Annotated in this window: 14 protein-coding genes and 2 pseudogenes; 14 read left to right on the forward strand and 2 right to left on the reverse strand. The window is 65.5% G+C overall.

The window, feature by feature from the left end; genetic code table 11:
* From ACZ7NC_RS26805 to ACZ7NC_RS26835, 7 genes and pseudogenes are all read left to right on the forward strand, one after another.
* Positions 1-151: pseudogene (locus tag ACZ7NC_RS26805) on the forward strand (IS30 family transposase); the annotation flags it as partial.
* Positions 152-1,746: 1,595 nt separating this feature from the next.
* Positions 1,747-2,427 carry an esterase/lipase family protein gene (locus ACZ7NC_RS26810; protein WP_471491927.1) on the forward strand — a complete coding sequence of 227 codons (681 nt, stop codon included), beginning with the start codon at positions 1,747-1,749 and terminating at the stop codon, positions 2,425-2,427.
* A 1,310-nt stretch (positions 2,428-3,737) separates the two neighbouring features.
* Positions 3,738-3,956: pseudogene (locus tag ACZ7NC_RS26815) on the forward strand (tyrosine-type recombinase/integrase); the annotation flags it as partial.
* A 366-nt stretch (positions 3,957-4,322) separates the two neighbouring features.
* Entirely contained in the window at positions 4,323-4,718 is a 396-nt protein-coding gene (locus tag ACZ7NC_RS26820; protein WP_471491929.1) for a hypothetical protein, read from the forward strand.
* Positions 4,719-5,838: 1,120 nt separating this feature from the next.
* Positions 5,839-7,029, forward strand: a complete 1,191-nt coding sequence (locus ACZ7NC_RS26825) for a restriction endonuclease (protein WP_471491931.1) — start codon at positions 5,839-5,841, stop codon at positions 7,027-7,029.
* 589 nt (positions 7,030-7,618) lie between these two features.
* Complete coding sequence (locus tag ACZ7NC_RS26830) at positions 7,619-8,080, forward strand: GntR family transcriptional regulator (protein ID WP_471491933.1); 462 nt, start codon at positions 7,619-7,621, stop codon at positions 8,078-8,080.
* Between the two features lies 1 nt (position 8,081).
* Positions 8,082-8,648 (forward strand): HD domain-containing protein, encoded by a 567-nt coding sequence (locus ACZ7NC_RS26835; RefSeq protein WP_471491935.1) that lies wholly within the window; start codon positions 8,082-8,084, stop codon positions 8,646-8,648.
* Here ACZ7NC_RS26835 and ACZ7NC_RS26840 read toward each other — a convergent pair.
* Positions 8,636-9,109 carry an NUDIX domain-containing protein gene (locus ACZ7NC_RS26840; protein ID WP_471491937.1) on the reverse strand — a complete coding sequence of 158 codons (474 nt, stop codon included), beginning with the start codon at positions 9,107-9,109 and terminating at the stop codon, positions 8,636-8,638. The genes ACZ7NC_RS26835 and ACZ7NC_RS26840 overlap by 13 nt on opposite strands.
* A gap of 2 nt (positions 9,110-9,111) precedes the next feature.
* Positions 9,112-9,870, reverse strand: a complete 759-nt coding sequence (locus ACZ7NC_RS26845; RefSeq protein WP_471491939.1) for a helix-turn-helix domain-containing protein — start codon at positions 9,868-9,870, stop codon at positions 9,112-9,114.
* 628 nt (positions 9,871-10,498) lie between these two features.
* Here ACZ7NC_RS26845 and ACZ7NC_RS26850 point away from each other — a divergent pair.
* From ACZ7NC_RS26850 to ACZ7NC_RS26880, 7 genes are all read left to right on the forward strand, one after another.
* Complete coding sequence (locus ACZ7NC_RS26850) at positions 10,499-10,786, forward strand: hypothetical protein (RefSeq protein WP_471491941.1); 288 nt, start codon at positions 10,499-10,501, stop codon at positions 10,784-10,786.
* The gene (locus tag ACZ7NC_RS26855) at positions 10,783-11,436 is read left to right on the forward strand and encodes a GGDEF domain-containing protein (protein WP_471491943.1); all 654 of its coding nucleotides are present in this window, start codon (positions 10,783-10,785) and stop codon (positions 11,434-11,436) included. Before ACZ7NC_RS26850 ends, ACZ7NC_RS26855 begins: the two co-directional genes overlap by 4 nt.
* Positions 11,433-12,449, forward strand: coding sequence for a DUF2637 domain-containing protein (locus ACZ7NC_RS26860; RefSeq protein WP_471491945.1), 1,017 nt, complete (start codon positions 11,433-11,435; stop codon positions 12,447-12,449). Before ACZ7NC_RS26855 ends, ACZ7NC_RS26860 begins: the two co-directional genes overlap by 4 nt.
* Positions 12,449-12,829, forward strand: coding sequence for an RRQRL motif-containing zinc-binding protein (locus tag ACZ7NC_RS26865; RefSeq protein ID WP_471491947.1), 381 nt, complete (start codon positions 12,449-12,451; stop codon positions 12,827-12,829). Before ACZ7NC_RS26860 ends, ACZ7NC_RS26865 begins: the two co-directional genes overlap by 1 nt.
* Before the next feature lie 22 nt (positions 12,830-12,851).
* Positions 12,852-13,169 (forward strand): hypothetical protein, encoded by a 318-nt coding sequence (locus ACZ7NC_RS26870; protein WP_471491948.1) that lies wholly within the window; start codon positions 12,852-12,854, stop codon positions 13,167-13,169.
* 127 nt (positions 13,170-13,296) lie between these two features.
* Positions 13,297-15,501 (forward strand): cell division protein FtsK, encoded by a 2,205-nt coding sequence (locus tag ACZ7NC_RS26875; RefSeq protein WP_471491950.1) that lies wholly within the window; start codon positions 13,297-13,299, stop codon positions 15,499-15,501.
* Between the two features lie 141 nt (positions 15,502-15,642).
* Complete coding sequence (locus ACZ7NC_RS26880) at positions 15,643-15,936, forward strand: hypothetical protein (protein WP_471491951.1); 294 nt, start codon at positions 15,643-15,645, stop codon at positions 15,934-15,936.
* Positions 15,937-15,939 lie beyond the last annotated feature (3 nt).

A 15,939-nucleotide genomic window follows, 5' to 3' on the forward strand; every position in this document is an offset into this window, starting at 1 on the left:
TCTGTCCCGGTGGTCGTCCGAGGATCTCGAAGCCGTCGCCATGGCGATCAACAACCGGCCCCGCAAGGTCCTCGGTTGGCGGACACCAGCCGAGGTCTTCGAGGAGCAGCTACGCTCGCTGCAACAGGCCGGTGTTGCAACGACTGATTGAACTCGCCCAGTTCACGTACCGCCTCCTCGATACCTCCCGCATCCCCCGTCAGATTGGTCCGCTCCCGCAGGACCGTGGCTCGCGCCGTCCGAAGGAAGGGCGTCAGAAAATCCGGGGGACCCTGCAGCGCGTCACGGAGCAAGGCTGACGCTTCATCAAGCGCATCGAGATCGCCCCGCTTGCCTTTGCCGAGCAGCCTGGCGGAACGTGCCAGCACCATGAGGACCGGCCCCGCCCGGTAGACGGAGAAGGGAGACACCAGCGCCAGCACGGCGGCAAACGGCAGATACAGGCCGACCAAGGCCGCGAGAGTCGGTGGATCGCGCAGGATCTGCGACAACCGTCCTTGACCACCGCTGTAGAACTCGATCCCGGCGGCGATGGCCCCGACCGTCCCCAATACGACCAGCGCCGCAAGCACGGCGCAGCGCCGGCGGCCGATGCTCCTTGCCCAGTACGTCCACACGGGCAGCTCGCCCAGCAGCCAGAACCACAACACTCCCAGAATGACCGACCCGGCGATCCCGGCGCCCACATGAACACCGCCGTACTGCCCGCTCAGGACGCTCAGACCGCTACCGATCACCACCTGACCGACGCCGATCCCGAATCGCCACGAGGCCCCCACGAACCCTTCCCCCTCCAAACCCCGCACACGCCGCGGCCATCCGACGCGGAGTGTAGTGCTCACCCCCTGCACCTGATCCTTGTTCCCGCTGCCACCGCGGGGGCCGCGACGCTGAGCACCTCACCATCGCGAGCATGCTCTTCAGGAGCTGGAGGGCGCCGAGGGACGTGCGGCTTGGACGCTGCCGTGGATGGCCTGGCTGATCCGGTCGGCTGTGGGGCTGGGGGTTGCGCTGTCCGGCGTTGAGCCGCCCGATCACCGCAATGCCACGAAGCGGTTGAGGGCACTGCGCGCACTGTCTCTGCTGCGGACAACTGCCCTCGCATTGGGCGGCTGTTGCGGGCTCATGGCCAGCCGCCGGCATTGAACCAGTAGCAGCCAGACCGAAAGCTTTCCGAGCGGAAGCGACGCGCGGACCGAGGTGCGCGGCACGGTCGGGTTTGGTGGCCTGTACGGCCGGCGAGCCCTTGGCGAACGGCCTTGAACTACGGAAACGCACCGGAAGGAGGGCATGGACACGGTTTGCGTTTTGACGTGAACGCAAAAACTCCCAAACCCGCATTTCTGCAGGTCAGGAGATTTTCCCGGAGTGCCCCCGACAGGATTCGAACCTGCGCACACGGCCCCGGAGGCCCCTTGCTACCCAGGCAACACAGCAGGTCACGGTTCCTTACGTGACAGATCAGGCAAGACGAGTCCACGGATAGTCCACGGCCGACTGAGCACCGTTTTTGGGCCCAGGTGGGGCGAGTTGGAGCCTGACCTGCAGCACCCGCTGGCTGTGTCATGCGCGGTCGGAGACACGGGGCCGGTCGACGACGGTCACGCTCCCAAACGCTACGACATGGAGCGAAACTGCAGGTCATCGGCCTGGATCGATTCCCGCGCGGCTATTGACTCTGCTGGCCTACTGAGGAGTAACCTCCTCCCGGCCTCCCCCCACAGAGCCAATCACCCGAGGTACGCGTTGAAGAAGTATGTGCTTTCCGCCCTCGTGAGCACTCTGCTTGCGTTCACATCCGCGGCTCCGGTCCGCGCCGCCGATGCATCGACTTTCGGCCCGTCCAGCCACCCTGTCCTGTTCGTCCACGGATACAGCTCGTCCGGCTCCTACTGGAACACCATGGCCAACGACTTCCGAGCCGACGGCTGGCCGTCGTCCCACCTGGACCAGTGGAGCTACGACTGGCGCCAGTCCAACGCCACCACCGCCCAGCAGCTGGCCGCCGAGGTGGACCGCCTGCTCGCGGCCACCGGCGCATCCAAAGTCGACATCGTCACCCACTCCATGGGCGGGCTGTCCAGCCGCTACTACTCCAAGAACCTGGGAGGCAGCGGAAAGATCGACGCCTGGGTCTCGCTGGCCGGCCCCAACCACGGCACCGACTGGGCCAACGGATGCGGATACGCCTCCTGCTTCGAGATGCGCATCGGGTCCCCCTTCCTCACCTCGCTGAACTCTGGCGATGAGACCCCGGGCACCCCGCGCTACGGCACCTGGTGGTCGCCCTGCGACACCATCATCAACCCGGACAGCAGCGTCTCCCTGAACGGCGCGATGAACACCCAGACTTCCTGTCTCGGTCATACCGCCATCGGCTCGGATCCGACTGTCTACGGACAGGTGCGCGACTTCGTCAACGGCTGAGGCGTCGCCTCATCACCGGGCAGTGGGGCCAGCAGCGCCCGGTCGGGAGCGCGCACTCCGCCGAAGGCCGGGGCACTATCCGGTCGCTGCCGTCCGCCGTCGTTGGCGTCAGCGTTGCCGTCACTGCCGTCGGCGACGACGTCGTGTGAGCACCGCTTTGGGAGTTCGATCCGGGCCTGCTCCGGCTGCCACTGCTCACCGACACGACGGCCGGACAGGGACGCTCGGGTACGCCTCCGTCCGGCGCCGTTGATGTCAGCCGCGGATGTCGGCGACCTTCTGATCCGTAGCTCTAGCCGGATCGGTCAGCAGCGGTCATGCCGGCCGTCTCATTGCTTCTGCGGTACGCCGCTGCTGTACGTCGTACGCGAGGAGTGCTGTCCCGAGAGTCAGGGCCTCGGTGAGCAAGCCCAAGCCTGGTCGCCCACTTGGGCGGTTCCCATCGAGCGAGGGGCATACTCATCGCTGAACCTCCTAGAGGTCTCGTGCCCATCCTGCCGCTCCCGCCGGGAAGCCCGCGCGGCAGGGTGGGCTCTGCTTTCACGTCGGCATGAGTGTGCACGAAACGCTTCCGCCCTCGCTTTGCGTTTGACTACAAACCGGATATCTCACGCGCGATCCACCATGAACCGCCATCCTTTGTGGCGTCTTTTCGCCGTGAGTATTCCGGCTGTGGCGGCTGCGTGCTGCCCGTTAGGTTCGCTGCGAGTGGAGGATGGAGACATGAAGACGGCAGCGGCGAGAGGTTGGCTCCGAGACTTTGGGCAGGAGCTGCCATGGGGCAAGTGATCATGGCCCCTTGAGCTTCCGGCGAGTCGGGCAGTCTGTGGACCTGCCTGTTAAAGCACGACGTTGGGGCCGTGATCTTCGAGGCTCGTCCCATGGTGGCTGCCTAAGGTCTCGGAGCCAACCGGCCCATCGGCGTTCTCACAGTTCTCTACTCGGGCCCGCACTCGCTGCGGCCCAGGGCTTGGCCCCGGCACCGAAGCCGCAGAGGGGCCAAAGCCCAAGGGCCAGCCCGCGCTCGCGCGGGCACTTGATGAAGTAGTCCATGCCTTCTGCATTGGACACGCCCCAGGGGGCGGCGGAACTCGCCGAGTCCCTGCTTCCTCAGCTTGGGAACCGCTGGCTGCACACTCAGGCCCTGGCTGCTCGGGCAGAAGAGGCTTCCGCGTCCGTGTCCGTGGCTGACCGGGATCACCTGGTCGCCGCTGCGTGGCTTCACGACATCGGCTACGCCCCCGAGCTGAAGGAAACCGGCTTCCACCCACTCGACGGTGCCCGCCACCTGGAAGCAATCGGTGCGCCAGGCCGTTTTGGCCTCCCCGCTCGCGGCCCGGCCGTACGACCTTCGGCACTCGGCGCTGTCGACCTGGCTCAACTCCGGCGTCGACCCCACCGAGGTTGCGGAGCGGGCGGGCAACAGCGTCGAGGTGCTGCTGAGTCGGTACGCGAAGTGCCTCGACGGCCGTCAGGACGTTGCCAATCGCCGGATCGCCGAGTTGTTGGACGCTGCCGTCCCTGAATGAAGTGACGGAAGTGTCCGAGCCCAACCTACTCGCGAGAGTAGGTTGGGCTTCTTTGGATGCTGGGGCGAAGGAAGGCGTGGCAGAGGATTGCCTGTGGCAACTCGCAGCAGGTCGCAACGAGTATCTGAACTAGGCCTGCCACCTGGCCCGGAGCCCCTGAGTACGGCACTGTGTCCCCGACTGATCGAGTCAGGCTAGGGGGAATTGGCGTTGTGGGAGCAGTTGCCAGCTTTGCTGGGTGTTGTAGTTGGAGCCGCGAGTTCCTTCGTGGCGACGAACATCACGGAGCGGAGCCGGTGGCGACGAGGCAGAACCGAGCGGTGGGATGAAAAGAGGCTGGACGCGTATGCGTCCTACGCCAACACCTTGAAGCAGCAGCTGAGCGTTGCACAGCGCATGGGTGCGGCAAGAGGGTTTCCGCATGCAGTGGACCCGCTGGATCCCGAACAGGGCATGACGCAGCTCGCCGAGAATGAAGTACGGCGTGCAGCCGTGTGGGAATCCGTGCTGCTGATCGGCGACGCAGAAACGATCGGGGCGGCACGTAAGTGGCACGAAGCTGTTTGGAACGTTGAGCTGTACGCGCGCGGTCTGAAGGATGATCCTGCGGGATGGACAAGGGCCGTGCAGCAGGTGAGCCGAGCGCGTGACGCCTTCTATGCCCTTGCGCGACGTGATCTTGATATATCAGGGCCGCCTCCCCCTTCTGGTAACTGGCCGCGGGTCTGGCAGCAGGAGGACGAGCCCGGCGACGGGACCTGATCCCGGCACACCTCCGACACGCGCACCTGCGGCATGACGGCCCCTGGACTACGGTCCGGCGGCCTCGGTATTTTCCGGGCCTGACCTGCGGATACCTGGCCTTCGGCCAGTCCACGCATAGTCCACGACCCCCGACATACAGCCGCTCCGAGCGGCACACGCCTGCACATACGCGAAGACCCCGTCCTCAGCTAAAGCGCTGATGGCGGGGTCTTTGGGCACCTGAATCAAGGTGCCCCCGGCAGGATTCGAACCTGCGCACACGGCTCCGGAGGGCGTGTCTCAGAGACCACCAACAGCACTGCTGACCTGCGCATACAGTTCGGCATGGCGTCAATGCGACGGGCCCCTATCGCATACCGTGCGCGGTCGCCCTTCACTCGACGATGCGGCACTCGACTGTAGGGCGTGCTGAGGCCAACCCGGTGGAGAACGCGGAGCAGCCTGCTCTAGCTCGGTGCATGTGCGGCAGGAGCGGCCCGGGAGACATCGTTCCTTCTTCGCCTTCTCGTGCACTCCAGCCACGTCGGAGCCTAAGATTAAGGGTGCGGAAGAATGGTGCCAAATGGCTCAGAGCTAGGAGACACCTTCGCCTCCACTTGCATTGTCGCTTACTGGCTCACCACTCTAGGGGGAATTAATGGGTGATGCGGGACCCGAATATGTAGCAGTGCGCCCTTGGAGTAATCGCGCTTTTTCAATGCCGGCACTTACTGGTGGCTCGCTTGGGCAAATCCAGGTCCTTCGCATCCTCCTAGCATCCCTCAAGGATGGTATCGATCCAAACGAACCGATCGCGGTTCCGGGGGAGCCGGGAACAACGACTACTATTTCTGCAATGGGGCAGAGGCTGCAACCGGCTGGTTTGGTAGCACGAACAGGGAGAAATTCATGGATCCTTACTCCCGCTAGCGAGACTTGGCTAGACAGTGGGGACAACGGGTTCCTCATCTCGGTACTCCATTCAAACATTCGCTATGTGGGGGAACTGCTTCACGAATCACGGCAGGGTCGAACGCAAAACGAGCTACTTGAGATAGCTGCGGATAAGTATGGCTGCTCCTGGAATACCCTCGACCAGATCCACCGGCGTACTGCATGGTTGCGGTCAGGAGGATTCTTGGAGCTGGATTTCCGGCACCAGGTTACGCCGACGACTGCAGGGATCCAGCTCTGTGAAAGGCTGGAAGTGGCCCAGCCCGGAACAGTCAGTAGGCGGCCGCAAATTAGCACTGTTGTGGCCACACTGCCACCCGCGCACGACCTAGTTAGCGCCGCGCTGGAATCGACGGATCTGAGCCAGCGCAAGCCGTATATTGGATACATTCCTAGGAGTGAGGGTGACGCACTTAGGTCGCTTCGAAAATTTTCGCTAGAAATGAAGGAAGAGAAAACGCGAGAAGAGATCGATAGATTCACCTCCGTGGAGTTCGGGCTGCGGCCGTCGTCTACCGCTTCTGCCCTCAACACGCTGAAGAATGCGGGACTCGTTGAGAAAGTAGGCTTCAACGCCTTTAAATCGACCGAACTGGCAATCGCATGTGCTTCCGCCGAGCTAGATTTGGATTTCCTCCGGGTTCTGCATACGAGATTTCGATTCTTCGGTGAGGTTCTGGAAGCGCTAGACGAAGTTGACACGCCTCGCGATCTAGCGGAAATGGCGAAGGCCCGTTATGGGCTGCCACGTGAAGACATAGCGGAAGTTAGAACCCGCCTCCAGATGTTTCGTCAGTGTGGCTTGATCGAGGAAGCCACCTTTGGGCGCTATCGAGTTCTACCTCTGGGGCGAGCGCTGCTCGCTGAGATGCCTAGCGAGGTGCTTGACTCTCCGGAGGCGCAACAGGCAGCGGAGAGCAATAGCGAAGGTGATAGTGGGAGCCCTGCTGTAAATTATCAGGACTTGTCCATCGAGCTACGCGCGGCGTCTCGAGCGTCCGCCAACCCTGAACGCTTCGAGAAATCCGTGGCTGACGCATTTAGTTACCTCGGGTTTGATGAACAGCTACTGGGAGGTTCCGGCCAGACAGACGTACTGATCACGGCCAGTCTTCCCGGAGATATGCGGTTCAGTGCCATCGTAGACGCTAAATCTTCCACCTCCGGGAAGATCGGCGAGCAGCATATCAACTTCGACACCCTAAAAGAACACAAGACAGCTAACTCCGCAGAGTACATATTGGTTGTCGGTCCGAGTTTTCCTGGCGCCAGGCTAGTAGCTAGGGCGGAAACTCATGGTATTGGGCTTCTTGATGTTGAGCAGCTTAGCGAAATAATTAAGCGACACGCTGACGCACCGCTGACGCACCGCTGACGCTTTCTGACTTGCGCAACCTGTGCGATAAGACAGGTCTCGTAACTGCATCGGTGCTTGAGCGGAACTGGTCAGCCGAGAAGCGGGCGTACAGATTGTGTGACCGGGTCCTACGCCAGCTTGCAATGGAAGCTGCTAACGCAGATACCTTCACCACAGGAGCGCTTTCTGCACACGATCTCTATCTAATTTTGCGCTCTGAAGCGGCGGATCCCCCGACCCCGCCCGAGATCGAATCCGTGCTTTCGTTCCTTTCGTCAGACTTGGTTCACGCAGTCCGAAAGAACGGAACGCAGTACGTGATACTCGAAGACCCTCTTACGACAGCGCGTCGCCTGCAACGATTCGCTTCGAGCATCCTTGCGGACGCTATGGACTGATATTCAAGGCTGGAGCGGCTCCGGGGACGCCGACCCTCACGCGTATGCAGATTACGTAGGAGAAGTGCGTCTACCGCGCATTTTCTTTTGGCGCGCGAAGGCGAAGCGAGAGACTGATGGCTCAGCCAGTTCAATGCGCGACCTCCACGGAGGTTGCTTGGTCATGGGAAGCTTGAGCGAGATGACACCTGGACGGAAGGGGAGAGCGCGTGGCGCAGCAGGCCAGCCCTCGGGGAACCTTCATGCAGATCGCAGAGGTGGTGAAGGCCCAGATCAAGGCGGACCAGCAGATGACACAGCTGCCCGCTGCCGGAGACCTCATGAGGGATCACGGTGTCTCGCGCGGGGTCGTGCTTCGCGCCTTCAAGGAGCTTCAGGCGGTTGGAGTCGCCGAACCGGTGCGGGGTGGTCGGTGGCGCGTCGTACGCCAGGGCGAGCAGGTCGACCGGCGCCGGCTGGAGGAGCGCATCGCCGACATCATTGCGGCCGAAGGGTTCGAGGTGGGGGCCAAGTTCCTCAGTGCGTCCGATCTGATGGGCAGGTTCGGGGTCTCCCGACCGACCGTGAGTAAGGCGCTCGACAAGCTCGAAGCCGCCGGCGTGCTGGCGAGCGAAGGTCAGGGCAAGGTGCGGACAGTCCGTACGGTGCCGAACCGAGAGGAGCGTTCGTAGCTTGTCGAAGTTGACGGAGTGGGCCTATCCCCTCGCGGAATCCCTGCTCGCTGAGCCGCTACCGCGGCGGTGGCAGCACTGCTTGGGTGTCGCTAAGCGGGCACGATCCATCGCGCTCATCCTCGGAGAGGACGCCGAGTTGATGGAATCCGCGGCAGTCCTTCACGACATCGGCTATGCGCCCGACCTTGCCAAGACCGGCTTTCATCCTCTCGATGGCGCCCGCTATCTCCGGGACGTCGCAGACGCCGACGAACGAGTCGTGCACCTGGTGGCCCACCATTCCTGCGCATGGATGGAGGCCGAAGCCCGCGGCCTGCGCGAGGAGCTGGAGGGGGAGTTCCCCCGCGAGAGCGCGCACCTCAACGACGCGCTCTGCTACTGCGACATGAACACCACGCCCGACGGCACCCCCACGAATCCTGTGGACCGGATCAACGAGATTGCCGGGCGCTATGGGCCCGACAGCCTGATCGGGACGTTTATCCGTCGCGCTGAACCCGAGATCCTGGCGTGCACGGCGCGCGTTCTCGAAAGGGTCGCCGAGGCCAAGCGTCAGCCGATGTAGGGCGCCGTCCGGCTCCGGTCCAGCGCGTGCTCGATGCGGAGCCGCATCGTGGGGTGGATGTCCAACTCCCGCAGGTCCGTTGGGGCAACCCAGCGGACCTGCGTTGTCTCGTTGCTCGTACGCAGCTCCCCACTGACCGGGCGCGCGCGGAAGCAGATGCTGAACTGCTGGCGGACCTCCCCGTCGTCGTACTGCATTACATGACCAGGGTCGGTGTAGATCCCGGACATTTCGACGACTTCGGACTTGATGCCCGTCTCTTCCCACACCTCGCGCACCACGGTGTCGCTGATGGATTCGCCCACGTCGTGGCCGCCGCCGGGGAGTGCCCAGCGCCCGTTGTCGGATCGCTGAATCATGAGCACCTGCCCCGCGTTGTTCTGTACGAACGCGACGACCGACGGCACGACCGAGTTGGCTGGCGGGGCGTCCGGGTCGTGCAAGTAGTCGATGCGTCCCATGCTCAAACTCCCGTGATGTCGTATTCGGTTACTGGCCTGGCGCCTTCCCAGGTCTGCTGAACGCTATTGGCGAAGGTGTCGAATAGTCCGCCTCCGGGGAGCTGCCGCAAGTGGAGCACGGGTGCCATATACGCGCCGATGCCGTACACGTGCGTGTTGACCAGCATCTCGTCGTCAGCGCAGTAGATCGAGTTGTAGAGCACCGTGTCGTGCAGGCGGAAGGCAATCTCGGGGTGGCTGGAAAACAGCGGGCGGTAGTTGACCAGCGCATTACGGATCTTGCCATCCATGATGCGATGACCTTCGTCGATGCCGCGCCGGATGACGGCTTCGCACTCCGGATCGCCCATGAGCACTCGGATGCGGACGCCGCTCTCGGACTTCCCCTTCAAGGCCGAGAAGAAGAGCGGGTCTTCCGCCAGGTAGATGCCGGCGTACACAAGGATGTCGATGCGCTCCGTGGCGCGCTCGCACATCTCCCGCCAGAGGGTTGACGGCACGACATGCCGATGCGGGTAGACGGCCAGGATCTCTGCCTTGCTGAGGTCGGCTGCGGAGTCCAGCGTCCGGGAGTCCTCCCATAGCGTCGTCACGTCAACGTTGAGCACTGCTGCCGTTGCGTACTGGTGGCGCCGGTACGGCACCTTGCCCTGAGTGATCCAGCGCTCCACGGTCTTCGGGTTGACCTTGATCTCGTCCGCGAGGCTCTGAACGGTCATGCCGCGGGCTAACAGGGCTGACCGCAACCGCTCGTTGGACATCTGCACCCCTTCGAGGGACATCTAGGGAGCTCTTGACGGTAGTCAGCTGAGCGAGAGCTGTCCACGTACGGGGTAACCAACTCCCCTGACCTGGGGCGATTCTGATTGTGCGCCAAGAAGTCCCGGCGCAAAACCAAGAGGTTCCGTCGCTGTACTTGACGAACTCCCATGCAGTACCTGTAAAACAGGTACTGCAGTACAGCCGCCAGGAGAGCCCGGAAGGGCCTTACCGGCGGCGCTCGTAAGCGCTTGACCTGCAAGACCGCAAGATCAGGAGCCCCGCGTTGGACGGGGGGAGGGCACCGGACAGTCGCCTGTTTCAGGCGATCCCTTGGCAGTCCGGATGGCAGACCGAAAGGTCAGGTCTCTGCCTACAACGGGGCCCTAGCGAGCTGTTCCTTGATCCGGCAGCCGCGTCCCCGAAACGAGACCACTCAGCCACCGCAGTTACCTGCGGCCGGTTGCCTCCCCCGCTCGTCTCGTACGAGCGGGGCTGAGGGGAGCCGGAACAGCTCTTTCATCGCTCCACCACCCCCCTGCCTTCGAGGCTCGGGGTCTCTCCGGGGTGGTCGTCTCTCGCCAAAGACCGCGACCGCCCCGGCATCCCTTCGATGTCAGGAGACTTGTCATGCGTACGTACATCGGCCGCCAACAGGCCGTCTCTGCAGAGGACTTCGCCGAACTGGCGCTCGGTACCCCGGTTGAGCTGTGGCTCGGGGTCGAGGGTGAGACGGACGAAGAGCGCGCGGCCCGCGAGGACGCGGCGCGCGACATCCTCGCCGACAACCCGGACCTTCCTGATGATCTGGTCCGCATCGCTGCTCGGATCATCGAGGAGAACCCGGACCTGTTCGATGTCATCCCCCTGGTTCGCCCCGCCCGCCGGCGCACGGCGCGCAAGGGGGCTGCGGCATGAGTGAGCTGCTGTTTGCCGCTGCGGCTGGAGTGCCGATGGCGGCCGGATGGTCCCTCCATGCGCTGCGCCTTCGCCGCCGTGTCGAGGCTGCCCGCCGTGACCCGCTCACCGGCCTGCTGACCCGCGACGCGTTCACCCAGCGCGCCACGAAGGTGCTGGCGGGCGGTCGCAGCGCGGTCTACGTCATCGACCTCAACAGGTTCAAGGACATCAACGACACCCACGGGCACGCGGCCGGAGACGCGGTCATCGCGGCCACCGGCCGACGGCTGACCGAGTGGGCAGCGGTCAACCTGGGCACGGTGGCCCGCCTCGGAGGCGACGAATTCGCCGCCGTCGCCCGAGTGCTGAGCCTCGGCGATCTGTCCTGGACGCTCAGCGAGCTGACCCGCGCCATCGAGCAGCCGGTCACCGTCGACCGCCACACGCTCACGGTGGGCGCCTCCATCGGCGCAGTCGCCTACGACCCGGCCACGGACGACGTGGACCTGTCCACGCTGCTGCGCCTGGCCGATGAGCAGATGTACGCGGCCAAGCGCTCCGGCGCCGACTGGCTGACCGCTCTGGATCTCACTCCGCAGAGCGAGACGGTCAACGGTCGTCGCGCCGGTCGCCGCGGCACGTCCGGCGGAACGGAGGCCGCGGCATGACCACGAATCCGTCCACTCCCGAGGCACCCGCAGAGGGCGTGCCGCCGCTGACCCGTCCGGAAATGGGACTCGCCGGAGTCGGCGCGCTCGCCGCGGCCGGAGTCGGCGCGCTCGGTCTGATCTCCTCTTTCGGTTCGGTCTCGGAACCCGCCGCAAGGTGGGGGTTCGCCGATCCGTGGATGCTGCCGGTCGGGATCGACGTGGCCATCCCGGTGTTCACCGTGGCCAACCTGCTGCTGATCCGTATGGATATGGCGCTGGCGTGGGTGCGGTTCGTGCCCTGGGTGCTCACCCTGGTCACCTGCGGACTGAACGTCGCCGCCGGACACGGTGTGTGGGCGAAGGTCGCGCACGGCACGATGCCGCTGCTGTGGGTGGTGTTCTCCGAGATCGGCGCGCACATCTACGCCGTTCGGATCGGCGCCGCCACTGGCCGCCGGATGGAAAAGATCCGCTGGTCTAGGTGGCTGCTGGCGCCGCTGTCGACGTTCGCCCTGTGGCGGCGTATGACGCTGTGGGAGATCACCTCTTACAGCGTGGCGCTCACGTGCGAGCGGGAGCGGCTGCTGGCCCGTGCGGATCTGCACGAGCGGCACGGTTGGAAGTGGCGCTGGAAGACCCCGCGGCGTGATCGGGTGATGCTGCGCATGGGCGAACTCGCCCCGGCTGCCGAGCAGGAGACGCCCGCTGAGCCCCCGGCGGTGAATCCGCCGGCGCCCGCGGCGGAGCATAAGCCGCGTCCGCCCCGCCGGACCCCCGCCAAGCCCAAGGGCAAGGCTCAGCGAACCTTCGAGGATGCGCTGAGCGAGGCGCGCAAGGTCACCGTGGACTGGCCCGAGGCGGAGCTGACCGCGGACCGTCTGCGTACCAAGCTGCATGTCTCGCAGGCCAATGCCCGCAAGCTGCGCGACATCCTCAAGGGCGAGCGCGCCGACGGCCAGCAGCTGCACGCGGTCGACGACAACGCCGTTACCGATTCGGGTCAGGATGACGCATCGGCTGAGGCCGCCTGATGCCCGCGGCGTTCGGCAAGTGCTTCGACCCTTCCGGTAGTCGGTTCGGCATCCCTACCTATCCGTGGCGCTACGCCCCCGACGGGCTCGCCACCCGGCGGCAGTTACGGGCCCGCGGCTTACGTCCGGGCGGTCAGCCGATAGCGGCTCAGGTGCTGCGCCCGCGCTATCGGCGCGGCCCGCTGGTCGCCTACCTCTATCGCGTCGACCGTGCCAAGCCCGTGCGGCCGATGACGCCCGGCAGGTGGGCCGCGCTTGCCAAGGCGATGTGCGCCCGCCGCACCTGCCCGGCCTGCCGCACGGATGCCGGGTACGTCATCCCGGCCTCGCTCGGCACGTGCGTTCCCTGCGCCTACCCGGACACCCCCACCACGTCCTGAACACCCCGAGGAGAAGCCGACGATGCCCAAGCCCAACACATCCCGTCTGGACCGCGAGATCCGGCAGTCCACCCGCAAGCTCGACGCCGTCCGCAAGCGCGAAATGTGGCCGCTGACCGGCCGCGAGCGGCGCGCCGTCCTCGCCGGACTGGCCTCCGGCGCACGCAACGTCGTCCGCGGCAAGAGCCCCTCTCGTGCCGAACGCAAGCTGGAAGACGCCTGGGGCGGTGCCGAGAGGCGCCTGTCCGGCGAGATCTCCGCCCTGGAGACCGCGCGGCAGCGGATCGTCAACGAGGCCGCCACCGCGAAGGCCGCCAAGAAGTCCTCCAGCTGGTGGTGACCGCGCCGACCACCAGCGCCCACACCACTAGCTGACCTACCCGCATTGATCCGGCGGGGCCCGGCCGCTCACCTCCTACAGCGACGGCCGGACCCCGCCTCTCCTCCCATGGGAAGGAACTGCTCAAGTGAACCAGCCCGACGACAACGAATTCTTCAACCGACTCGAAGCCGAGATGAGCGGCGAGGTGGTCGACCTCGACAAGGCCCGATCCGCCCGCGCCGGGTGGGCCGCCCCGACTGCCGACCCGGTACCCGACTCCCGCCCGACTGAGTCCGGTGCCGAGTCGGCCGACTGGGATGAGGAGGAGTCGGCCGACTCGGTCGCCCGACCGGTCGACCGGCCCGACCTTCCGGCGCCGGGTGTCACCACCTACAAGCGTCGGCCGATCCTGCCGAGGTGGCTGACCTCCAAGCCGGGGTTCGTCTCGACCGCGCAGCGGGCCATGGGCAACGCCTTCTACGCCACCGCCTTCCACGGCATCCGCACCCCCTGGTACACGCTTCAGCTCACGCTGAACGCGCCGCGCGGTGCGGCCCGGTTCGTGAAGGACACCAACCGGTGGGTGTGGGACGCGGAGGGTGCTCCGCTGCGCGAGTACGAGGTGCGCAGGGAGAACACCGCCGAGTACCTGAAGCTGTCGCGGCAGCGCGACGGGCGGGTACGGCTGCGCGTGCTGGTGTCGACCGTGGCGGTCGTGTTCGGCGCCGCGTTCGCGCTGACCCTGTACGTGCTGGCCCCGGGATGGCTCGGGGTGATGGCGACGGCCGCGGTGCTGGTCGCCGGGTTCTGGGGCGCTCCGCAGGATCATCCCGTGATCGGGCCCGCGGTGCTCAAGACCGAGATCCAGAAGCTCACCGGGCCGATCGTGCTGCGCGCCCTGGACAACATCGGCAACCCGAAGCTGACCGCCGCCATCAAGAAGGGCGGCGACATGAACGGGATGCGCTTCACCTCCGAGATCACCCGCGACGGGCCCGGCTACCGGGCCGACCTCGACCTTCCCTGGGGTGTGACCCCGGAAGACATCATGGACGCCCGCAAGCCGCTCGCCTCGGGTCTGCGCCGCAAGGTCGGCTGCGTGTGGCCGTCGGCCGACCCGACCGAGCACGAGGGTCGGCTGATCCTGTGGGTGGGCGACAAGCCCATGAACGAGACCACCAAGCCCGCGTGGCCGCTACTGAAGTCGGGGCAGGTGGACCTGTTCAAGCCGGTCGTGTTCGGCAACAACCAGCGCATGGCCGACGTGGCCGTCACGCTCATGTTCGCGTCCGTGGTGGTCGGGTCCATCCCGCGCATGGGCAAGACGTTCCTGATGCGGCTGTTCCTGCTCATCGCCGCCCTCGACCCGCGCGCCGAGCTGTACGCGTTCGACTTCAAGGGCACCGGCGACTTCGGCGCACTCGAACCCGTCTGCCACCGCTACCGGGCCGGAGACGAGGACGAAGACATCCTCTACGTCCTCGAATCGCTGCGGGAGCTGCGCACGGAGCTGCGCCGGCGGGCGAAGGTCATCAAGTCCCTGCCCCGCTCGCGCTGCCCGGAGTCGAAGGTGACCCCGGAGCTGGCGAACGACAAGTCCCTTGGGCTGCACCCGATCGTTGCCGGGTTCGATGAGTGCCAGGTGCCGTTCGAGCACGAGAAGTACGGTGCGGAGCTCGAAGAGATCGCAACCGACCTGTGCAAGCGCGGTCCGGCGCTGGGCATGGTGACGCTGTTCGGCACGCAGCGCCCGGACGCCAAATCGCTGCCCACCGGCATCAGCGCGAACGCGGTGCTGCGGTTCTGCCTGAAGGTCATGGGTCAGCCCGCCAACGACATGGTGCTGGGCACGTCGATGTACAAGGCCGGATACCGGGCCACCATGTTCTCCCGCTCCGACCGCGGCATCTGCTGGATGGCAGGCGAGGGTGACGACCCGCGCATCGTCGCCTCGGCGTTCGTAGACGCGGTCGGCGCCGAGACGGTGGTGGCCCGCGCGCGCAAGATGCGCGAGGAGTACGGCAACGTCACCGGCCACGCCATCGGCCAGGAACCCGAGAGCGGCGAGGCCGCTTTCGACCTGCTCGCCGACATCCTCAGGGTGGTCGCGGCCGACGAGGAGAAGGTGTGGAACGAGAAAGTCGCCGCCCGCCTCGCCATGCTGCGCCCGGAGGTCTACGGCGGGTGGAAGGCCGAGACGGTGACCTCCAACCTCAGGCCGCACGGCGTGAGCGCGCAGGACGTGTGGGGCACCACCGACAAGGGCAAGGGCACCACCCGCCGCGGCATCGCCCGCGCCGACATCACAGAAGCCATCACCCAGCGTGACGGAAGGCGGTCCGGGGGATGACCGCGCAGCGGTGCTAGGTCTAGCAGCTCGCGCTGCTAGACCTAGCACCCCTACTAGCACCCCAAACCGGCTCTGATCAGCAACCTCGCACCTAGCACTTCACCTGCGAGAACGCCGGAAATCCCGCCTGGAAGGCACCCCATGACCCTCCTCCTCCTTACTAGCGCCTGCCTGCTCGCCATCACTCTCGGTTACGCGAGCCTGTGTCGGTCAAGCCCGTACGGCGACTGCCGCAAGTGCCGCGGCTTCGGCTTCGCGATGAAGACCGACCGCAAGGGCCGCATGAAGCGAGGCAAGGACTGCCGCCGCTGCAAGGGCCTCGGCAAGCGCATACGCGTCGGCCGCCACCTCTACAACCTCTGGCTGCACGTCTACCGCGACGGCACCAACACCCACACTCCGATCGCTGCTAAGCGGCCTACCCCGAAGGGATAGCCC

The organism is Streptomyces sp. NPDC111802 (assembly GCF_055634335.1).

What these genes read in the sequence shown, in the direction of transcription:
- ACZ7NC_RS26850 (WP_471491941.1), top strand. Translation starts at nt 10,499, where the DNA reads ATGCGTACGTACATCGGCCGCCAACAGGCCGTCTCTGCAGAGGACTTC.
- ACZ7NC_RS26860 (WP_471491945.1), top strand. Translation starts at nt 11,433, where the DNA reads ATGACCACGAATCCGTCCACTCCCGAGGCACCCGCAGAGGGCGTGCCG.
- ACZ7NC_RS26880 (WP_471491951.1), top strand. Translation starts at nt 15,643, where the DNA reads ATGACCCTCCTCCTCCTTACTAGCGCCTGCCTGCTCGCCATCACTCTC.
- ACZ7NC_RS26840 (WP_471491937.1), bottom strand. Translation starts at nt 9,109, where the DNA reads ATGGGACGCATCGACTACTTGCACGACCCGGACGCCCCGCCAGCCAAC.
- ACZ7NC_RS26865 (WP_471491947.1), top strand. Translation starts at nt 12,449, where the DNA reads ATGCCCGCGGCGTTCGGCAAGTGCTTCGACCCTTCCGGTAGTCGGTTC.
- ACZ7NC_RS26855 (WP_471491943.1), top strand. Translation starts at nt 10,783, where the DNA reads ATGAGTGAGCTGCTGTTTGCCGCTGCGGCTGGAGTGCCGATGGCGGCC.
- ACZ7NC_RS26845 (WP_471491939.1), bottom strand. Translation starts at nt 9,870, where the DNA reads ATGTCCAACGAGCGGTTGCGGTCAGCCCTGTTAGCCCGCGGCATGACC.
- ACZ7NC_RS26870 (WP_471491948.1), top strand. Translation starts at nt 12,852, where the DNA reads ATGCCCAAGCCCAACACATCCCGTCTGGACCGCGAGATCCGGCAGTCC.